The organism is Candidatus Planktophila lacus (assembly GCF_002288325.1).
GTDB lineage: Bacteria > Actinomycetota > Actinomycetes > Nanopelagicales > Nanopelagicaceae > Planktophila > Planktophila lacus.
Genome location: NZ_CP016780.1, coordinates 1149068 through 1168583, shown reverse-complemented (window position 1 = coordinate 1168583; position 19516 = coordinate 1149068). Strand labels below are relative to the sequence as shown.

Here is a 19516-nt window from a genome sequence, read left to right as displayed (position 1 = left end):
GCAATGAGTTATACAACGTTGATATCCACTAGCGATTTGGCGCGCAACTTAGAAAATTCTGAGTTTGTAATTTTTGATGTTCGCTTCACATTAGATGACGAATCCTGGGGAAGAAAGGTTTATAACCAATCCCACATACCAGGTGCACATTACGCAGATTTATCTACTGATATGTCTGGAGAAATTATTCCGGGTGTAACTGGTCGCCGACCTTTTCCAACGGTTGCAGCGTTCACTAAGACTCTCTCTAACTGGGGAATAACCCCAGATACCCAAGTAATTTGTTACGACGCAGAATCAGGTTTGATGGCGGCATCACGCCTTTGGTTGATGTTTCGCTGGATGGGACATGAAAAAGTTGCCGTTCTAGATGGCGGCCTAAATGCATGGAACCGCGAATCTTTACCTTTAAACCAAGAGAAGAAAGTTTTAACGCCTACAAATTTCATTCCAAAGCTACGTAACGATCTCTTAGTCGAAGTCGAAAAAGTTGAAATGGCCAGAAATGATTCCAATTACTGCGTATTTGATTCCAGAGGTGCAGAGGGATATCACGGGGGCGGAAAATACTATGACCCAATACGCGGACATATCGCTGGCGCTGGTCTGGCAGATCGCGCTGAAATTACAGATGCGCAAGGGCTCTTTAAGAGCAAGGCTGATTTAAAGAAGCACTACGAATCACTTACCAACGGTGTTAGCGCCGATAACACAATTTTCTATTGCGGCTCTGGCGTAACTGCTGCACAAAATGTCTTAGCTATGGAGCACGCTGGTTTCACGGGAAGCAAAATGTATGTTGGTTCTTGGAGCGAGTGGATCACAGATCCAAGTAGAGAAATTGCGCTATGACCCAGAAGAAATATAGATATGCCTTAATTGGATGTGGCTTCTTTGCCCAGAACCACCTCCATGCATGGAGCCAAAATCCCGATGTCGAACTAATTGCAACTTGCGATGTTGATTTTGAAAAAGCGAAGTTGGCTGCTGCCAATTTCGGAGGCAAGGCTTATGCAAGTGCGGAAGAGTTATTTGCCAATGAAGATTTAGATTTCGTAGATATTGCTACGACTCCACCAACTCATAAATATATGGTCGAACTAGCGGCAAAGCATGGCGTTGCAGCAATCTGTCAGAAACCACTTGCTTGGGATATGGCTGATGCAAAGTCAATGGTTAAGGAGATGTCAGATAAAGGCTTGCCCTTTATGGTTCACGAGAATTTTAGATTCCAGACCCCAATGCGAAAAATCAAAGAGATTATCGATAGCGGCGCAATTGGTCGCCCGTTCTTCGGGCGAATTTCATTTAGAACTGCACACGATGTTTACTCTGCTCAATCATGGCTGGTTGAGAGCGAACGAATGATTATCGTTGACGTTGCAGTTCACCTCTTCGATCTTGCTCGTTACTTTATCGGTGAACCAAATACGATCTTTACTTCCGCGCATCGAGTAAATCCGATAATTAAAGGTGAAGATTCAGCGACGATTCTGATGCATATGCCAGATGCCAGCTGCATTGTTGACGCTAGTTATGAGACAAAATCAGATCACAGCACCTACCCGCAGACCTTTGTAATTATCGAAGGAACCAAGGGAGCAATCACCTTATCCGCCGATTACCATCTACAAGTTGTATCGGGAACTTCTGTAACTAACGAAGTCGTTTTAATTCCGGATCATGGTTGGACTTCTGAGCCATGGAACGGAATTCAAGATAGCGTCGTGAATGTCAATAAGCACTGGATTGAATGCTTGAAAACAGGCAGAACTCCTGAAACCAGCGGCGAAGATACTCTCAAATTATTAGATATCACCTTGGGTGCTTACGAATCAGCCGAGTCAGGCCAAGTCTTTAACGTTGGTTCACTACTCAAGTAGTAGATAAATGAGAAAACTTGTTGCTGGTCCGTTAACTCTGGAGTATTCCGAGGGAAGTCTTTGGAATATAAGTAACGGCAGTGAAGAGGCAATTCGTCGGATCTATCTGGTTTTCCAGGATATTAATTGGACTTCTCGGCCATTTGTTATTAAAGATGAAATTTGGCAGATCGCTGATCGTTCGTTCAGTGCGAAGATCAAAGCGCAGGGTTCGCACGATGCTAAAGATTTATCTGTTGAGTTAGAGATAACCGGCTCGGAAAGCGGAGAAATTACCTACGGGTTTAGCGCATCTACAGCAGTTTCATTTATGAGAAATCGCTTGGGACTCTGCCTACTCCATCCCGTTGCAGGCTTAGCTGGCCGCGAATGTGAATTAACTAAGGCAGATGGCGCTGTAGAAGTATCCAGATTTCCTGATGCGATCTCTCCAAATCAACCATTCTTAAATCTATCTGGCATTAGCCATAAGCTTCAAAGCGGGCAAGTTGTGTCAGTTAATTTCAAAGGTGAGATATTTGAAAGTGAAGATCACCGTAACTGGAGTGATGCCTCATATAAGACTTACTGCACACCAATTTCTCTACCCTTTCCTGCGCAAGTTACTCCGGGGGAGGTGCTTAGCCAAAAGATAACCATCTCAATTTCCGGCGAGCACACGACAGCAATTTCAAAGAATGAAAGCGCCGTTATTACGGTTGGAGCCGAAGAGATTGAACTTCCCGAAATTGGTTTGGGGCTGAGCGAAGAACCCGCACATTTAATTGTCAGTGAGTATGCGGGGTTTGAGGACCTTGCGATTAAACATCTTCGCCTAGCACTCAACGGTGATTCTCAAATTCGCTCTGCAGTGGAGAAGGCTCTTTTGGTAACTAAGCAGCTAAAGATTGATCTTGATCTTGCGATAAAGGCTGAGAGCCCAGAACAACTTAAAGCAATATTGCAGTCAATAATTGAAATTAAAGATCAGATTCGTTCCTTCTACATCTTCTCCGCTAGCGAGAAAACAACTCCAATTGGATTTATTCAAGTTGCAGAAGAACTACTAGGGGATAAGTCGAAAATCATTGGTGGCACAGATCTGTACTTCACCGAACTCAATCGCAATCAAGGCTCAGTCGACTTTATCGATCAAGTCAATTTTTCAATCAACCCCCAGGTTCACTCATTTGATGATCGAACTCTTATACAAAACACCGCCTCCCAGAAAGCGATTGCCACAAATGCTCATCGGATTGCTAAAGGCAAAAAGGTAAGCATTGGACCAATAACGCTTCGCCCTAGGTACAACCCAAATGCAACGCAACCGAGTAAAGATCTCAGCAACACTGCCTTGCCCTCTTCTGTTGATGCACGTCAGCGCACTTGGTTGGCTGAAGGCTGGACAGCGATGTCTATCCGCTCTATTGCAGAGTCGGAGTCAATGTCAACGCTGACTTACTTTGAAACTCTGGGATGGCGTGGCATACGCGAGCTATCTACCGGAAGTGAAGATGCACTCAACTTTGCAAGTAAAGCAGGTGAAGAATTTCCAGTATGGCGCTTGTTTAAGAATCTCAAGGGATTTACTCATGCCAGACCAACCGCATCATCTCTTCCAGAGTTAGTTGATTGCCTAATCGTTACTTCAGGGCAAAAAGCAAAGGTTATTCTGGTTAATTTCAGTACTATTGAGCAGGAAGTGAAATTCTCTGGAATTGATTTAAAGCCACAGACTTTAACTCCCGAGAGCGTTACTTATTTAGAAGTTACAGGGGTAGCAAATGTTTGATCCATTATTCGATCTTAAGCAGAAGCGCGTTCTCATAACCGGTGGCGCTGGAACGCTAGGTGCGTTGATTGCTAAAGCCTTCGCCGAACGTGGCGCAGATGTAACTATCCAGGATCTAAATCAAGAACGGCTCGATGAAGTCCGCAAATCCATTTCTGGCGAATCAGGCAAGGCTTTCTCAATTAGCGCTGATTTATCTAGCCCAGATCAATGTGCCAGTGTGGTCAATGAGGCAAATGCGCTTATGGGTGGCCTAGATATTGTCATCAATACTGCGGGAATAAATCGTCGCAAACCTATAACTGAAGTGACCGAAGAAGATTTCAACGCCATAGTTTCCGTAAATATGAAGGCGATCTACTTTATTTCGCAGGCGGCACATCCGATCATGAAGGCAGCCGGCGGTGGAGTTATTGTAAATATGAGCTCACTTAGCGCTCGTTATAGCTTCAATACGATCTCTGTATATGCAGCAACTAAAGCAGCGGTTACTTCAATAACCCGTAGCACTGCTCGCGAGTGGGCAAAAGATAAAATTCGAGTTAACTGCATCGAGCCTTCAGTCATCAAGACTGATTTCACCAAGCCGCTATGGGGCGAACCCCACCGCACAAAATGGTTTGATGAAACAACTCCGATTGGTCGCCTCTCAAATCCTGACGAAATCATCGGATCAGTAATCTTTCTGGCAACGGATGCATCTTCATATATAACTGGTCAATCTATTGTTATAGATGGTGGAATCTTGAGTGGTGGCGACTGGGATTCATACGCTTAGCAATCTCTTTTTGCGAAGCGAAGTGATAAGTTCAAGACCTTGAATAAGGAGCATTTAAATGTCTAGCGGGTTCGAAGCGATTGTCTGGAAAGAAAACAAGATTGTTCTGCTTGATCAAACGCAGATTCCTATATCTGAAACTTATATTTCATACGACGAACTAGCCCCATATATCGATGCCATTCAAAGGTTGGTTGTTAGAGGCGCCCCTGCGCTCGGCGTCGCTGGTGCCTACGGAGTCGTCTTGGTTATTGATGAGGCTGCACGTAAAGGTCATAGCGCGCAAGAGTTAGAACATAACCTTGATTTACTTCGCGATGCACGTCCAACGGCAGTTAACTTGGCCTGGGCTGTTGAGAAGATTCGTAAACATTTGCCAGAAGGACGCGATGCAGTTCTTGCCGCAGCCCACCAGTTAGCAAGTGAAGATAAGCAATCAAGTACCGATATGGGAAATATTGGCGCAGATTGGCTGATCAAAAAACTGGGTAGCAAGCCAATGACTCTTTTGACCCATTGCAACACTGGTTCACTCGCTACAACCGGAACCGGAACCGCGCTAGGTGTGATTAAAGAGATGCATAAGCGAGGATTTGTTAAAGAGGTTTATGCAGATGAAACTCGTCCGCTACTCCAGGGCTCACGTTTAACTGCATGGGAGTTAATGAAGTCCGAAATTCCTTATCGCATTGAACCTGATGGCGCGGCAGCGATGGCGATCCTGAGTGGTCGAATCGATGCTGCCCTTATCGGCGCAGATCGAATTGCTAAAAACGGTGATTCTGCAAACAAGATTGGTTCGCTCAGCGTTGCTCTTGCTTGTCACGCTGCGGGAATTCCATTTCTAGTTGTTGCTCCCGAATCAACGGTTGATCGAAGCATCAAAACCGGAAGTGAAATACATATTGAGATACGTGGAGATGAAGAGTTAACCCAATTCAAGGGAATCCAAGTCGCACCAATTGGAGCCAAGACCTTCAATCCTGCTTTTGACGTCACACCAGCTAAGTACATAAGCGCAGTAATAACCGAGAAACAATCCTACGAAATAGCAGAAGGCCAAACACTATGAGTGATCTAAAGCCATTACACGACCTAGTCGCACGTTCACAGAAGATCGGTGCCGACCAATCAATGGTTGTTTACGGTGGCGGCAACACATCGAGTAAAGGTGAAGTAAAGGACCATCTCGGTCGCCTTAAGAAAGTTTTATGGGTTAAAGGTTCTGGCGCAGATATGCAGTACGCGATCGATCGCGATTACCCAGCGCTTTATCTTGAAGAACTACTCGCGTTACGTGATTTTGACGCTTTAGATGATGACACGATGGTTGATTATGTAACTCGAGCTCTGGTTGATCCAACTTCACGTCGTCCATCTATCGAAACTCTTTTGCACGGTTTTCTTCCCGCTAAACATATTGACCACGTGCATGCTGATGCGATCTGCGCACTGACCAATCATCCGCAAGGTGAAAAAGCGGTTCGTGAAGCGCTCGGTGAAGAATTCGCATATGTCGATTGGATTCGTCCCGGCTTTGAACTTTCGAAGTTAGTTGGCGGTTTAGGAGATTACGCTGGTGTAGTTCTCGCCCATCACGGCCTAGTTGTTTGGGATGAAGATTCAGATCGTTGTTACCAGAAGACTCTTGATGCAGTTGCATTGGCTGATAAATACCTAGATTCGCTCAATAAACGACCAGCGGCAAACTTCCAACATCAAGATCTGCCCGATGAAGAGTTAAAGGATTTGCTTCTAAAGTTGCGCGGAACTCTTGGTAAGAAGCAGTTACTTAGAACAGATACTCGTTTAGCTGAAATTGCATCGCGCCCAGACCTGAAGAAGGTCTTGGCTCTAGGTGCATCTAGCGCAGACCATATGTTGCGTATCCGCCCTAAGTCAGCAACAGTGACTTTGGAAGATACTGAAACTGGAATCAATGAATTCCGCGAGAACTACAGCGCATATTTTGAAGCGAATAAGTCACTGCTACCTGCTGGTTATTCAAGCCATGGGAATGATCCACGCGTAATTATTGTTCCAGGCGTAGGTGCAGTTACTGCTGCAACAACAATTAAAGAGAATGTGATGCTGGCAGATATCGCTTCACATACTCACAAAGTTGCAGCGCGAGTCATCGATGTATTTGGTGATGGAGACACAATCTCTGACGCGGAAATCTTTGGTTTTGATTACTGGCCAATGGAGCTATTTAAGTTAAAGAACAAGCCAGCCCCCGCACAACTAGATGGACACATCATTATCGTTACGGGCGCCGGCAGCGGCATTGGTAGAGGCGTGGCACTTGAACTCGGAAAACGTGGCGCTCACGTAGTCCTTGCCGATATCGAAGAAAAAGGACTTCTAGAAGTTGAGAAAGAGTTCGCTGAGAATAAATGTAATCCGCCGCTATTGGTATTGGGTGATCAATCAAAGGAAGCAGATGTTCAGGCGACAGTTACAAAAACCATTAAGCACTTCGGTGGACTTGATGGCGCTGTAATTAACGCGGGTATTGGTATCAGCGACAAGCTTGAAGACTTGGATATTGAAAAATGGCGCCGCGGTTTAGATATAAATCTTTCCAGCGCGTTTATGTTGACCAAAGAAGCTATGAAGGTAATGCGCAAACAGAAAATGGGTGGCTCGATCGTTTACATCGCAAGCAAGAACGCATTTGCACCGGGCGCAGGATTTGGTGGATATTCAGTTAGCAAGGCAGGAATGTTGCAGTTGATGCGCATTGCAGCTCTTGAAGGTGGAAACGCTGGAATTCGCTTCAACGGAATCAACCCTGACGCAGTCTTCGATAACAGCAAGTTGTGGGAAGGCGGTATTCGCGAACAACGTGCAGCTGCACATGGTGTGAAACCAGAGGAACTTGAGGACTTCTATGCCTCTCGAAATCTTTTAAATGCACGCGTAAGAAGCCTAGATGTGGCTCGTGCTGCAGCATTCTTCTTAAGTGATGAATCTTCACGCACAACAGGAAGCGTTATCGCCGTCGATGGTGGTGTTGCGGCGGCATTTCCTAGGTAGATAATTGCCCATGGCAAATGGGGAGGCGCTTAAAGTGGATCGTATCTACGTAACCTATAAATTCACTGGCGAAGACCCAAAGTCGATCGCTGATGTAATTCGTGCTGAACAGACGATCGAATTTCCCTATGAATTAGCTCCAAGTTGGATTCAGGAAGAAGTGGTTGGAAAAGTTGAGGAGATTTCATCCTCAGATAAAACTAGCCACTTAATTACTATTTCTTATAACCCAGATGTAACTGGCGGAGAGTTAAACCAGTTTCTTAACGTGCTCTGGGGAAATGTTTCGCTATTCCCTAATGTAAAGATTGTTGGCTTAAAACTGCCTGATTCTTTCCTCGCGAAATTTAGTGGACCTCGTTTTGGAATCAGTGGATTGCGTAAATTACTTGGCGCAGAAACCCGCCCCCTTGTTTCAACTGCTCTAAAGCCAATGGGATCTTATGCGCAAACACTTGCAGAAATGGCCCGCACCTTAGCCTTAGCGGGATTTGATTTGATTAAAGATGATCACAGCCTTGCTAATCAACCTTGGGCGACATGGAAAGAGCGAGTCACTTTAATTTCTCGTGCAGTAAAAGAGGCAAATGCTGTCACCGGTGGAAAATCTGTTTACGCACCGAGCCTTAATCTTCCATTTGATCAGATAGTTGACGCTGCACACACGGCAAAAGATTTAGGTGCAGGTGCGCTGTTAATTCTTCCCGGAATAACTGGCTTTGATTCGTTGCGCAAGATCGCATCCGATGACTCGATCGCACTTCCTATTCAGGGACACCCTGCCATGTTGGGATCACTAATAACCTCTAAAGCAGAGGGAATTTCACACGGAATTGTCTTGGGCACTTTGATGAGACTTGCAGGGGCCGACATCACGATCTTTCCAAATATCGGTGGACGTTTTGCCTTTAGCAGCGATCATTGTCTAGATATAACAGAGCTTTCACGTGAAAAACTTGGCAAGTTAAACCCAATGTTTGTCGCTCCTGCAGGTGGAATGAATTTAGGGCGAATTCCAGAGATGATAAAGATGTATGGCAATGACAGCGCGCTACTGATTGGTGGAGCCCTTTCGCGCGGAAACCTTGCAGATAACGCGGCTCGCATGTGCGAATTGGTGCGCGCCTACTAAACTTAGCCACATCATGTGGAAAAAGTTAAAGAAGTTATTTGCCGACCGCCGGGTTTGGGTACGTCAAATACTCGTGGCCGGCCTTGCTGGAGCAGTCGCCTGGCAAGTTGGAGATCTACTCGTTGAAGATGGCGGCGTAGTTGCGGCAATTGTCTGCACCTTGTCGATCCGCATCTCACTTCATAAATCTGTTCGCGAAGGCTTTGGGCAGATAGTCGGAACTGCCATTGGTGCAACCGTTGCTTTAATCAACGTTTCTATCTTTGATTTTGGCTTTATCGCAGTCGGTTTAACAGTTATCTTCTGCGCAGTTGTTGCGCGCGCACTTCACTTAGGTGAGGTGGCATCGGTAAATGTCCCGGTTACTGCACTCATCGTTATCGGCCCAGGAATCAGTGGAACAACTGCAGCGCATCGCCTTGGTTCCACTCTTATCGGCGCAGCAATTGCAATTGTCTTCTCCTATTTCTCTCACGCCAAGACACCAGTTGATCGTGCGATCGATCAGATCACCGATGTATCTGCCAAAGCTGCTGAGTTGTTAGCGAAAATGTCTGAAGGCGTTGCCGCTGGTTACACCCAGAAAGAAGCGGGTAATTGGTTAGCTAAAGCAAGGTTGTTAATGGAAGCAGTTCCCGCGATACGTGCACAATCAGTTGAAGCGCGCGGACATGCCAGATGGTTCCCAACAGCAGAGAAAGATGTAGCCGAAGACGTTTACGTTCAAGGAATTGCGATCGAGCACACCCTCGTTCAGGTGCGCACAATTGCCAGAACTCTCTTTGACTCTGCCGTCAGCGGAGGTATCGCAGATTCCACCAAGAAGCAGATCGCAGTTGCGCTATCTGCGGCAAGTTATGCCATCTCATCCAAAATAGATGATGAAGAAGACTTTGAAACTACAACCACGGCAACTGATGATGCGCGCGAAGCCGGTGCCGCACTTGCCGAATCACTAATTGAAGATGCAAAAGATGCTGACCAAGAGCAGATCATTCGTGGACTTTCGATGGTTGCCAATATCGAACGAATCGCTGATTCACTAGATCAAAACTCTCCAGCACTTAAAGATGTGATCACTCCTGATGAGCCAGCCCATGCCAAAGTGATGGCGGTATCACCGATTGACCAGACCTTAAAAATTAATAAGCGCATAACTAAGCGTTTTAAGAAGATTTTCCGCAAGTATTTCTAACGCTAGAATTTAATATCGGCTACAAGGGAGAAGTAAATGTGTTCACGTGTTGTATGCAAGAAGTGCAGTAAATACACCTGGTCAGGTTGCGGCGAACATATTGAAGAAGCGCTTCAAGGAGTGCCTGCCGACCAACGCTGCACCTGCGATAACTAATGAAAGCTATCCTGATAACGAAATTTGGCGGACCAGAAGTACTCGAACTAGTTGAACTGGCTGATCCTCAGCCAAGTGAAAACGAAGAGTTAATCGATGTCTCTTGTATCGGAGTCAACTATGCCGATACCCACCAAACTGAGAATTCATATCTTTCCAAGCAAGAGCTACCGTTAATTCCTGGCCTCGAAGTTGTCGGCAAGACCCAATCTGGTCGCCGCGTTTTAGCAAGTGTTAGCACCGGGGGATATGCGCAGAAAGCTCTGGCACATAAAGCGATGTGCGTTGATATTCCAGAAAGTGTTTCTGATGCGCAAGCTGTTGCAATGCTTGTTCAGGGAACAACTGCTTGGCATATCTTGAAAACCATGGCGCATGTGCAACCAGGTGAAACGGTTGTGGTTCAAGCTGCAGCCGGTGGCGTTGGTTCTCTGGCAATTCAATTAGCCAAGATGTGGGGCGCAAAAGTTATTGCAGTTACATCAACAGCGGAAAAGAATGAACTTGCTAAATCATTGGGCGCAGATGAAGTTGTTGATGCAAATTCCAACGATTTGGCTGCTGCGATGATGGCGGCAAATGGTGGAAAGAAAGTAGATATTGTTTTAGAAATGGTTGGTGGAAAAACTTTCGATGCCAGCCTTGAAGTACTTGCACCTTTTGGTCGATTGATTACCTACGGAATGGCATCGCGAAATGCGCCAACTCCAATTCATCCGGGTGCGTTAATGGGTGGAACAAAAACTGTTGCAGGCTTCTGGTTGGCACATTGCTTTGGAAAGAAAGAGTTGCTCGGCGATGTTCTGATTGAGCTATTTGCTTTGATTTCATCTGGCGCGCTAAAACCTGTAATCGGTGCAACTTATGGATTATCTGAGGCAAAAGCGGCTCATCAAGCGATGCTGGCTCGGGCTACAACCGGCAAAGTCACGCTTGATCCTGCTCGCTAATTTTTAACTTTCCCCGCACCTGTCGTACACTCACACCTCTACCTATTGCCCCCCTAGCTCAGTCGGTAGAGCGTTTCCATGGTAAGGAAAAGGTCACCGGTTCGATTCCGGTGGGGGGCTCGAAAGTGCACAACCCTTGGCGGGGTAGCTCAGCTTGGTAGAGCAAGCGGCTCATAATCGCTGTGTCGTGGGTTCAAATCCCGCCTCCGCTACTAGTTCGACCAGCAGTTGGCAGTTAAATAAGCGTGAATTTCGCGCAACGAGATCGCTCAGGTAACCTAAGCGCCTCGTACTAAACGAGATACAAACCGATAGAAGGAGCAAGACCATGGCAAGCAAGAGCGCGGACGTTCGTCCAAAGATCACCATGGCATGCGTTGACTGCAAAGAGCGCAACTACATTACAAAGAAGAACCGTCGCAACGATCCAGACCGTATGGAACTCAAGAAGTTCTGTCCACGTTGCAAATCTTCAACTCTACACCGCGAAACTCGCTAATGCTCGCACCCGATTCTGTCGGGCGCACCTTCGCTGGTGCTGATTCAATCTCTATTTCGCAATCAGAAATCGATGCCTTCGCTGCCGTAATTGGCGAGACCGATACATCCATTGCACCCCCAACATTTACGATCCGCATCTCATTGGATCAATTTCAAAACATTCTCACCCAACCTGAAATCGGTTTGGATTGGTCGCGCTTAGTACATGGCGATCAAAAGTTTGAAATCTTCGCCCAAGTTAAGGCAGGGGATTCACTTAGTTGCTCAGCAACAATTGAAAGCTATCGCGTAGCTGCCGGAAACGAGATCGTTAGCGTGCGTTCTGACCTACATCGCGGCTCTGAATTAGTTGTCTCTTCATGGTCAACTTTGGTGGTGCGCGCATGACTACAAATATTGAAGTTGGCTTCGCAATTCCCGAAAGAGTTGTCCTAGTTGATCGTGAAATGCTCAAGGCTTATGCCGATGCATCTGGTGATCAAAACCCAATTCACCAGAGCGAAGAAGTCGCGGTCTCTGTGGGACTTCCAAATGTAATTGCCCACGGAATGTTGACTATGGCCCTCGTTGGTAAATATGTGACCGATTGGTCTGGCGGCACAGCCAGCGTTAAAGAATTCGGCGCTCGCTTCATTAAGCCAGTGATCGTGCCCGCAGGCGAAAAAGTGGATTTAACAATCAACGGAACAGTCACTGAAGTAACTGCTGATCAAATCAAAATCGATCTAGTTGCCACATCTGCCGGCGTCAAAGTGCTGGGCATGGCTAAAGCTGTTGTAATTAAGAAATGACTTCTAAAAGCAAAGAAGAGTTAGCGCAGGAAAGACTCGATGCGCGTGCAGCCAAGGATTTTATAAAGGCTGATCAAATTCGCGATCAAATAGCCGCACTCGGCTTTGAAGTAATCGATGTTGCTGGTGGCTTTGAATTCCGCGCCAAAGAACGCTTTCCAACTTTTGCATCTACTCGCGACCTACGCCCAATCAAGATAACTGGCGATATTGCAATTGCCATGATCGTTGATGGATTCACAGCAGATGCAGCCGAAACTGTACGCACCATAAAGGCTCATACAAATACGCCAGTTATCGCCTTAGTAATTGGTGATCCGGCAGAACTTGTCAATGAGATAAATACACAATTTCAATTGATTGCGATTACCGAAAACTTTGGCTGGGGCGAGAACGCCAACGCACTTCTTAAAAACATCTCATCCAAATACCTAGTCATCATGGATCCATCAACGAGATTTACCAGCGATGCTATGGCCCCAGTCCTAGCCGAGTTAAGCAAGGGCCAATACAGCGCAGTCGGATGGCGCGGAGGACTTGTTAATACTGAAGATGAATGGCGAAGTGTGGACGACAAAGGCGCCGGTGAAGTCGATGTCTTATTTAGTTACTTCTTAGCGATTAACTGTCTGGATGCCACAAATGCCGGCGGATTTAACAACCGCGCAATTTATTATCGCAACGCAGATATCGAATTTTCGTTGCGCTTGCGCCATGCCAATGGTCGACTTTTACAGATAGACCTACCCCTAGAACAAGCGCGCCATCACGGTTATTACGATACTGATGAAGAATTCCGTGAAGTTCAATCAAAGAAGAACTACGACCGTATCCTCGAGCGCTTTAGAGGCAAGAGCGCAATCTTGTCTCCACGCAGGTAAACTAACTCAATGGCCGAACTCCGTAATTACACCAGCTTGCGCGTAGGCGGCCCCGCAAAGAACTTTGTCGATGCCCACAATGAATCTGAAATTATCGCGGCGATCGAAGCTGCAGGAGATACCCCAGTCTTAATCATCGGCGGCGGTACCAATATCTTGGTTGCCGATAGCGGTTTTGACGGAACAGTAATTCGAATTACTAATCACGCGCTGAAGTCAGAGGTCGATGCATGTAGCGGTGCAACGCTGGCAATCGGAGCCGGTGAGAACTGGGATAAATTCGTTCAAATCGGTATTGAAAGAGGTTTCGCAGGACTGGAAACTCTTAGTGGAATTCCAGGAACAGTTGGCGCTGCTCCGATTCAAAATATCGGCGCCTATGGCCATGAAGTAAGTGAATTCATTACACAGGTACGCACTTACGATCGCCAAGCAAAGGCGATTAAGACTTTTACAAACCAAGAATGCGAATTTTCCTATCGCAATTCTTACTTTAAATCTCATCCGGGTCGCTACGTTGTAATCGAGGTGCAATTCCAACTTCGAATCGGTGTTGAAACAACACCAATTACTTATGCAGAACTCGCCACTAAATTAGAGATCGCAGTTGGCGAAAAAGCTCCGGTAGCCGCAACGCGTAAGGCAGTCCTTGAACTTCGTGCAGCAAAAGGCATGTTGTTAAACCCAAGCGATCGCGATTCTTGGTCAGCTGGTTCTTTCTTTACAAACCCAATCGTTTCCGCCGAAGTTGCGGCAACTTTGCCAGAAGGCGCTCCTCGTTGGCCGCAAGCAGATGGACGGATTAAAACTAGCGCTGCTTGGCTCATTGAAAACTCTGGAATTAAAAAAGGAGATGCTTTTGGGGGAGCGCGAGTATCAACTAAACACGTCCTTGCACTAACAAATGCAGCGAATGCAACCGCGCAAGATATTGCATCCCTTGCAAAGAGCGCTCAGCAGCATGTTCAGGATAAGTTCGGAATCACCTTAGAGCCTGAAGTAAATCTGATCGGGCTTAACCTTCAGTAATTAACTTCTTGATGCGGCCGATACCTTCGACGATATCTTCATCGCTAGTTGCATATGAGAAACGCAAGTAACCAGATGGACCAAAGGCTTCACCTGGAACAGCGGCAACTTCAACTTCTTCCAAGATAAGCGTTGCAAGTTCTGCAGAAGTTTTTGGAGTTTTACCGCGGATAGTTGTTCCGAGTACGCCCTTAACCGATGGATAAACATAGAAAGCACCTGTTGGTGTTGGGCAGACAAATCCTGGAATCTCATTGAGAAGTCCAACAATTAACTTGCGTCGACGGTTAAATGCCTCGCCCATCTTATGAACAGCAGATAAATCTCCGGTGAGAGCTGCAATCGCGGCGCGCTGTGAAACGTTAGAAACATTTGAAGTTAGATGTGACTGCAAGTTAGTTGCCGCCTTGATTACATCCTTTGGCCCGATCATCCAGCCCACACGCCAACCAGTCATCGCGTAAGTCTTAGCAACACCGTTGATGATGATACAAGTATCGGCAAGTGCTGGAACCAGAACCGGAAGAGATGGCGCTGTTGCACCGTCATATAAAAGGTGTTCGTAAATCTCATCTGCAATGATCCAGATGTTGTTTTTGACTGCCCATTCGCCGATCGCCTTTACCTGCTCGACAGAGTAAACCGAACCGGTTGGGTTAGATGGAGAACAGAACAGGAGAGCCTTGGTCTTTGGTGTGCGGGCTGCTTCTAATTGTTCAACAGTTACTAAATAATTCTGTGTTTCATCGGCAAAGATTTCGACAGTCTTTCCACCAGCAAGTTGCACGCACTCTGGATAGGTTGTCCAAAATGGTGATGGAAGAAGAACTTCATCGCCTGGATCGATAATCGATGCAAATGCTTGGTAGACCGCTTGCTTTCCACCATTAGTTACAAGTACTTGATCAGCGGTAATTTCATAATTTGAATCGCGCTTTGTCTTTGTGACAATTGCTTCGCGAAGTTCCGGAAGACCAGCAGCAGGTGTGTAGCGATGATTTGCAACAACGCGCGTTGCAGCAGCGGCTGCTTCAACGATGTAATCAGGCGTTGGAAAATCAGGTTCACCTGCTCCGAAACCAATAACTGGACGGCCTGCTGCCTTTAGCGCTTTGGCCTTTGCATCTACCGCCAAAGTGGCTGATTCTGCGATTGCGGCAATACGTGCGGAAACTCTGCTCATAGGCGAAGTCTGCCCTATGCGCGGGCAGAATTGAGCGCGAGTTTTACCTACCCCCCTTTGACCCTCTACACTTCGACGCTCACGAGGATTTGCAATTCCCTAGGGTTTTGTCATGCCCTCGCGAAGGGCAGTAGCTCAATTGGCTAGAGTTGCCGTCTCCAAAGCGGCCGGTTGGGGGTTCGAGTCCCTCCTGCCCTGCAAGAAGTTGTAAAAGATTAGTAATAAATATGTAAAAGTTTTACGAAGTATTTACCGATTGATTTACCGATTGAAAGGAACGACGATGACAGAGTCAACAGAACAAGTTGCCGAGAAGCTCGGTCTATTTGCGCGCGTTGGCCTTTTCTATCGCCAAATCGTTTCCGAACTCGCCAAGGTAGTTTGGCCAACACGTAAGCAGTTGAGCACATACACAGCAGTCGTATTGGTATTCGTAACCTTCGTTATTGCAGTCGTTTCTATCTTTGACTTGGTAATCACCAAGCTTGTCTTCTGGGTATTTGGGTAAGGAACACAATGACCGAGAACCAGACACCTGATGCTTTCGAAGCAGCGCTTGCGGCTAATGCCGACGAGATCGTTGCTGAGGTTGCTACTCCAGAAATCGTTGAGGAAGTAGTTCTCAACGATGCACCTGTTGATGATCTTGCGCTCGCTAGCGATGAAGATGGCGATCTCGAATCAGACGAAAATGATCCAAATGCAGAATTCCGTCGCACCCTTCGCGCAGCGATCGGCGACTGGTACGTAATCCACTCTTACGCAGGTTATGAGAAGAAGGTTCGCGATAACCTCAACAACCGCAAAGTTTCACTTCACATGGAAGATTTCATCTTCCAGATCGAAGTTCCTGAAGAAGAAGTTATGGAAATCAAGAACGGCCAGCGCAAGCAGGTTAAGCGCAATATCTACCCAGGCTACGTTCTTGTCCGCATGGAGCTAACTGACGAGTCTTGGTCTGCAGTTCGCAATACACCAGGCGTTACAGGCTTCGTCGGAAACGCACATCACCCAAGTCCACTAAGCATGGATGATGTTGAAAAGATTCTTGCTCCACGCCCTGTTAAGAAATCTGACAAGGCCGATATCCGCGTCGTTGATTTCGAAGTTGGCGAATCAGTCACCGTTATGGATGGCCCATTTGCAACGCTTCCTGCATCAATCTCCGAGATCATGCCTGAGCAAGCAAAACTCAAGGTTCTTGTTTCAATCTTCGGACGCGAAACACCAGTAGAACTTTCATTTGCACAAGTACAGAAGATTTAATTACCGGAAAACTAGAAAAGGAATAAAAAAATGGCACCAAAGAAGAAGGCAACCGGATTCATCAAGTTGCAGATCCAAGCTGGCGCAGCAACACCTGCACCACCAGTAGGTCCTGCCCTTGGTCAGCATGGTGTCAACATCATGGAGTTCGTGAAGGCTTACAACGCTGCCACTGAATCTCAAAAGGGTCAGATCATTCCGGTAGAGATCACTGTCTACGAAGATCGCTCATTTACATTTATCACTAAGACTCCACCAGCATCACGTCTTATCTTGAAGGCTGCCGGAGTTGAAAAGGGATCACCAGTTCCACACAAGACCAAGGTTGCAAATATCACCATGGCTCAGGTTCAGGAGATCGCAAAGGTCAAGATGGCTGACCTCAATGCAAATGACATTGATGCAGCAAGCAAGATCATCGCTGGTACTGCTCGCTCAATGGGTATCACTGTCGGTTAATTAAGTTTCTACTTCTCACCGTGAGAAGTAGATGTGGGAGAACCTCGCTGGTTCGTTAACCACAACCACTAGCTAAGTCGAAAGACTTAGGAATGAGGAAGATATGAAGCGCTCAAAGAAATATACAGCGGCAGCAGAGAAGGTTAAGAAAGACCACCTTTACACACCGCTTGAGGCAGTAACACTTGCCAAAGAGACAACAACTACTAAGTACGACTCAACTGTTGAAGTTGCACTAGTTCTTGGCGTAGATCCAAAGAAGGCCGATCAAGCAATTCGCGGAACAGTTAACTTGCCACACGGCACAGGAAAGACTGCTCGCGTTCTTGTATTCGCAAACGGAGAGCGCGCTGACGAAGCTCGCGCAGCCGGTGCAGATATCGTCGGTGGAGATGAACTCATTGAAGAAGTTTCAAAGGGTCGCTTGGACTTCGATGCAGTTGTTGCAACACCAGATTTGATGGGTAAGGTCGGTCGTCTCGGTAAAGTTCTTGGAACACGTGGACTTATGCCTAACCCAAAGACCGGAACAGTTACAACCGATGTAACAAAGGCAGTTAACGACATCAAGGGCGGAAAGATTGAATTCCGTATTGATAAGAACTCAAACCTTCACTTCATCATCGGTAAGTCATCATTTACTGCAGCACAGCTTGCAGATAACTATGCAGCAGCTCTCGATGAAGTTCACCGCGCAAAGCCAAACTCATCAAAGGGTCGCTACATTGCGAAGGCAGTTGTTTCAACAACTATGGGACCTGGAATCCAAGTAGATCCAAACCTAGTTCGCGAACCATCAGCTAACTAATCTCTTTAGGAAAAATCCGGCCCCGGCGGGCTTGGGACTTGCTCGTTAAAGTCCCTTCGCTCCACCGGTAGCCGGATTTTTTACGCTCGGATTTGACCCCGCTTTACGCAAACCCTTAAAGTTCTGCCATAACCAAAGACCGCAGGTCTGGCTCGTAAGAACCAGATAATTGAGAAATCAGCCCGCGTAGGTGTTCACATTAATCCGTGCGCATTTACGCGTCACGGATTTTTTTATTTCCTGTGGTCGCTAAAAGCAAGTGGCTATAGAGCGCAAGCGTCCATAGCCAATCAAACTAGCGAAAGGTGAACCGAATGGCTCGCCCAGTAAAAGAAGCAGCAGTTGCTGAACTGACTGAAGATTTCAAGTCAGCTAATGCAACCTACCTAACCGAATACCGCGGTCTAACCGTGACTTCGATGAAGGAATTGCGTCGCAGCCTTGGTTCAGATACCAAGTACAGCGTCGTTAAGAACACCCTTACAAAGATTGCAGCTAAGAACGCCGGCGTAGACATCTCTGATGATCTACTTGTTGGTCCTTCAGCACTTGCTTTCATCAAGGGAGATCCAATTGATGCAGCTCGTAATCTAAAGAACTTCCAGAAGGAGAACCCACTACTTGTTGTTAAGGGTGGAATCTACGAAGGCAAGTTCGTTACAACTGCAGAAATCATGCAGCTTGCTGATCTTGAGTCCCGTGAGGTTCTCTTGGCAAAGCTTGCTGGTGCAATGAAGGGATCGCTTGCTAAGGCAGCGCGTATCTTCGATGCACTTCGTATCAAACTTGAGGCAGGTGCTCCGGCATCTGCGCCAGTAGCGGAAGCAGCTCCAGCAGTTGCAGAGGCTCCAGCGGTTGAAGAAGCAGCACCAGCTGCTGAAGCAGTTGCAGAAGTAACAGAAGAAGTTGTCGCTGAAGTTGCTCCTGAAGCAGCAGATGCAGCAGAAACTCCAGCGGAATAAAGAAAAGGAAAATATAAAATGGCAAAGCTCTCATCAACAGATCTAATGGCTCAGTTCAAGGAAATGACACTTGTCGAACTTTCAGAGTTCGTTAAGGCATTCGAAACTGAATTCGATGTAACAGCCGCAGCACCAGTTGCAGCTGCAGCAGCAGGTGGCGCAGCAGCAGGTGGCGCAGCAGATGCTGGTCAAGATGAATTCACAGTTATCCTCGAAGATGCAGGCTCACAGAAGATTGCAGTGATCAAGGAAGTTCGTAACCTCAATTCAAGCCTTGGCTTGAAGGAGGCAAAGGACCTAGTTGATGCAACTCCAGCAACACTTCTTGAGAAGGCAAACAAGGAGACAGCAGAGAAGGCAAAGGCGGCTCTCGAAGCAGCTGGCGCAAAGGTCACACTCAAATAATCAGTTGGGGGAAACCCCCTTGGTCGGGCTTGGGACTTGCTCGTTAAAGTCCCTTCGCTCCAACCAAGGGGGTTTTCTCTTTCTCTGAATATTTTTCGCTCAATTTAGGAAATCCCTCGAATGGGGAAAAGGGGACTTTAACGAGCAAGTCCCCGGCCCAGTCGAGGGATTTTCTTTCCACAATCGCCTGACAAAGGGGAGGGTTTGGGGGTATAAGAGGCCGGTTGGACAGGCTGAGGGGGTGAGCGTTACTCTTGCCCTTCGCATAAATCTTCTATGGTCAGGGCATATAGCGGCTGAGACCTAATAGTTGTGCGTTCTCGCACT

General features: G+C 46.8%; 21 protein-coding genes and 3 tRNA genes. 23 read left to right on the top strand and 1 reads right to left on the bottom strand.

What is annotated here, in order from left to right; translation table 11 throughout:
• Positions 1-3 precede the first annotated feature (3 nt).
• The 16 genes from A1sIIB106_RS05935 to A1sIIB106_RS05860 all read left to right on the top strand — a co-directional run bounded on the left by A1sIIB106_RS05935 (position 4) and on the right by A1sIIB106_RS05860 (position 14106).
• Entirely contained in the window at positions 4-852 is an 849-nt protein-coding gene (locus A1sIIB106_RS05935; RefSeq protein ID WP_095671563.1) for a sulfurtransferase, read from the top strand.
• Positions 849-1883: a Gfo/Idh/MocA family protein gene (locus A1sIIB106_RS05930; RefSeq protein ID WP_095677664.1), complete on the top strand. Its 1035-nt coding sequence runs from the start codon at positions 849-851 to the stop codon at positions 1881-1883. Before A1sIIB106_RS05935 ends, A1sIIB106_RS05930 begins: the two co-directional genes overlap by 4 nt.
• A 7-nt stretch (positions 1884-1890) precedes the next feature.
• Entirely contained in the window at positions 1891-3654 is a 1764-nt protein-coding gene (locus A1sIIB106_RS05925; protein WP_095677663.1) for a D-apionate lactonase family protein, read from the top strand.
• Complete coding sequence (locus tag A1sIIB106_RS05920) at positions 3647-4432, top strand: SDR family NAD(P)-dependent oxidoreductase (protein ID WP_095677662.1); 786 nt, start codon at positions 3647-3649, stop codon at positions 4430-4432. The genes A1sIIB106_RS05925 and A1sIIB106_RS05920 overlap by 8 nt, the downstream gene beginning before the upstream one ends.
• 58 nt (positions 4433-4490) lie before the next feature.
• A complete protein-coding gene (mtnA, locus tag A1sIIB106_RS05915) occupies positions 4491-5504 on the top strand; it encodes an S-methyl-5-thioribose-1-phosphate isomerase (RefSeq protein ID WP_095677661.1) in 1014 nt (337 codons plus the stop codon).
• Positions 5501-7471, top strand: coding sequence for an SDR family oxidoreductase (locus A1sIIB106_RS05910; protein WP_095671558.1), 1971 nt, complete (start codon positions 5501-5503; stop codon positions 7469-7471). Before mtnA ends, A1sIIB106_RS05910 begins: the two co-directional genes overlap by 4 nt.
• Before the next feature lie 34 nt (positions 7472-7505).
• A complete protein-coding gene (locus tag A1sIIB106_RS05905) occupies positions 7506-8603 on the top strand; it encodes a RuBisCO large subunit C-terminal-like domain-containing protein (protein ID WP_190276877.1) in 1098 nt (365 codons plus the stop codon).
• A 13-nt stretch (positions 8604-8616) separates the two neighbouring features.
• Positions 8617-9798: an FUSC family protein gene (locus A1sIIB106_RS05900; protein ID WP_095671556.1), complete on the top strand. Its 1182-nt coding sequence runs from the start codon at positions 8617-8619 to the stop codon at positions 9796-9798.
• Between the two features lie 155 nt (positions 9799-9953).
• Positions 9954-10904 (top strand): quinone oxidoreductase family protein, encoded by a 951-nt coding sequence (locus A1sIIB106_RS05895; protein ID WP_095671555.1) that lies wholly within the window; start codon positions 9954-9956, stop codon positions 10902-10904.
• Between the two features lie 47 nt (positions 10905-10951).
• Positions 10952-11024 (top strand) — tRNA-Thr (locus A1sIIB106_RS05890).
• An 18-nt stretch (positions 11025-11042) separates the two neighbouring features.
• A tRNA-Met gene (locus A1sIIB106_RS05885) sits at positions 11043-11116 on the top strand.
• A gap of 116 nt (positions 11117-11232) precedes the next feature.
• Positions 11233-11403 carry a 50S ribosomal protein L33 gene (rpmG, locus tag A1sIIB106_RS05880; protein WP_017955317.1) on the top strand — a complete coding sequence of 57 codons (171 nt, stop codon included), beginning with the start codon at positions 11233-11235 and terminating at the stop codon, positions 11401-11403.
• Complete coding sequence (locus A1sIIB106_RS05875; protein WP_095671554.1) at positions 11403-11792, top strand: FAS1-like dehydratase domain-containing protein; 390 nt, start codon at positions 11403-11405, stop codon at positions 11790-11792. Before rpmG ends, A1sIIB106_RS05875 begins: the two co-directional genes overlap by 1 nt.
• On the top strand, positions 11789-12196 hold the full coding sequence (locus tag A1sIIB106_RS05870; RefSeq protein ID WP_190276876.1) for a MaoC/PaaZ C-terminal domain-containing protein: 408 nt from the start codon (positions 11789-11791) through the stop codon (positions 12194-12196). Before A1sIIB106_RS05875 ends, A1sIIB106_RS05870 begins: the two co-directional genes overlap by 4 nt.
• Positions 12193-13077 (top strand): glycosyltransferase family protein, encoded by an 885-nt coding sequence (locus A1sIIB106_RS05865; protein WP_223299380.1) that lies wholly within the window; start codon positions 12193-12195, stop codon positions 13075-13077. The genes A1sIIB106_RS05870 and A1sIIB106_RS05865 overlap by 4 nt, the downstream gene beginning before the upstream one ends.
• A gap of 9 nt (positions 13078-13086) precedes the next feature.
• A complete protein-coding gene (locus tag A1sIIB106_RS05860) occupies positions 13087-14106 on the top strand; it encodes a UDP-N-acetylmuramate dehydrogenase (RefSeq protein WP_095671552.1) in 1020 nt (339 codons plus the stop codon).
• Here the strand turns inward: A1sIIB106_RS05860 and A1sIIB106_RS05855 are convergent.
• Positions 14093-15289 (bottom strand): pyridoxal phosphate-dependent aminotransferase, encoded by a 1197-nt coding sequence (locus A1sIIB106_RS05855; protein ID WP_095671551.1) that lies wholly within the window; start codon positions 15287-15289, stop codon positions 14093-14095. The genes A1sIIB106_RS05860 and A1sIIB106_RS05855 overlap by 14 nt on opposite strands.
• Positions 15290-15413: 124 nt before the next feature.
• Between A1sIIB106_RS05855 and A1sIIB106_RS05850 the strand changes: the two genes are divergently transcribed.
• The 7 genes from A1sIIB106_RS05850 to rplL all read left to right on the top strand — a co-directional run bounded on the left by A1sIIB106_RS05850 (position 15414) and on the right by rplL (position 19189).
• A tRNA-Trp gene (locus A1sIIB106_RS05850) sits at positions 15414-15487 on the top strand.
• 85 nt (positions 15488-15572) lie between these two features.
• Positions 15573-15797, top strand: coding sequence for a preprotein translocase subunit SecE (gene secE, locus A1sIIB106_RS05845; RefSeq protein ID WP_095677660.1), 225 nt, complete (start codon positions 15573-15575; stop codon positions 15795-15797).
• Positions 15798-15805: 8 nt separating this feature from the next.
• Positions 15806-16555, top strand: coding sequence for a transcription termination/antitermination protein NusG (gene nusG, locus A1sIIB106_RS05840; protein ID WP_095677659.1), 750 nt, complete (start codon positions 15806-15808; stop codon positions 16553-16555).
• A gap of 30 nt (positions 16556-16585) precedes the next feature.
• Entirely contained in the window at positions 16586-17014 is a 429-nt protein-coding gene (rplK, locus tag A1sIIB106_RS05835; RefSeq protein WP_095671548.1) for a 50S ribosomal protein L11, read from the top strand.
• Positions 17015-17117: 103 nt separating this feature from the next.
• A complete protein-coding gene (rplA, locus tag A1sIIB106_RS05830) occupies positions 17118-17822 on the top strand; it encodes a 50S ribosomal protein L1 (protein ID WP_095671547.1) in 705 nt (234 codons plus the stop codon).
• A gap of 314 nt (positions 17823-18136) precedes the next feature.
• Positions 18137-18784, top strand: a complete 648-nt coding sequence (gene rplJ, locus A1sIIB106_RS05825) for a 50S ribosomal protein L10 (protein WP_095671546.1) — start codon at positions 18137-18139, stop codon at positions 18782-18784.
• Positions 18785-18802: 18 nt separating this feature from the next.
• The gene (gene rplL / locus A1sIIB106_RS05820) at positions 18803-19189 is read left to right on the top strand and encodes a 50S ribosomal protein L7/L12 (protein WP_095671545.1); all 387 of its coding nucleotides are present in this window, start codon (positions 18803-18805) and stop codon (positions 19187-19189) included.
• Positions 19190-19516 lie beyond the last annotated feature (327 nt).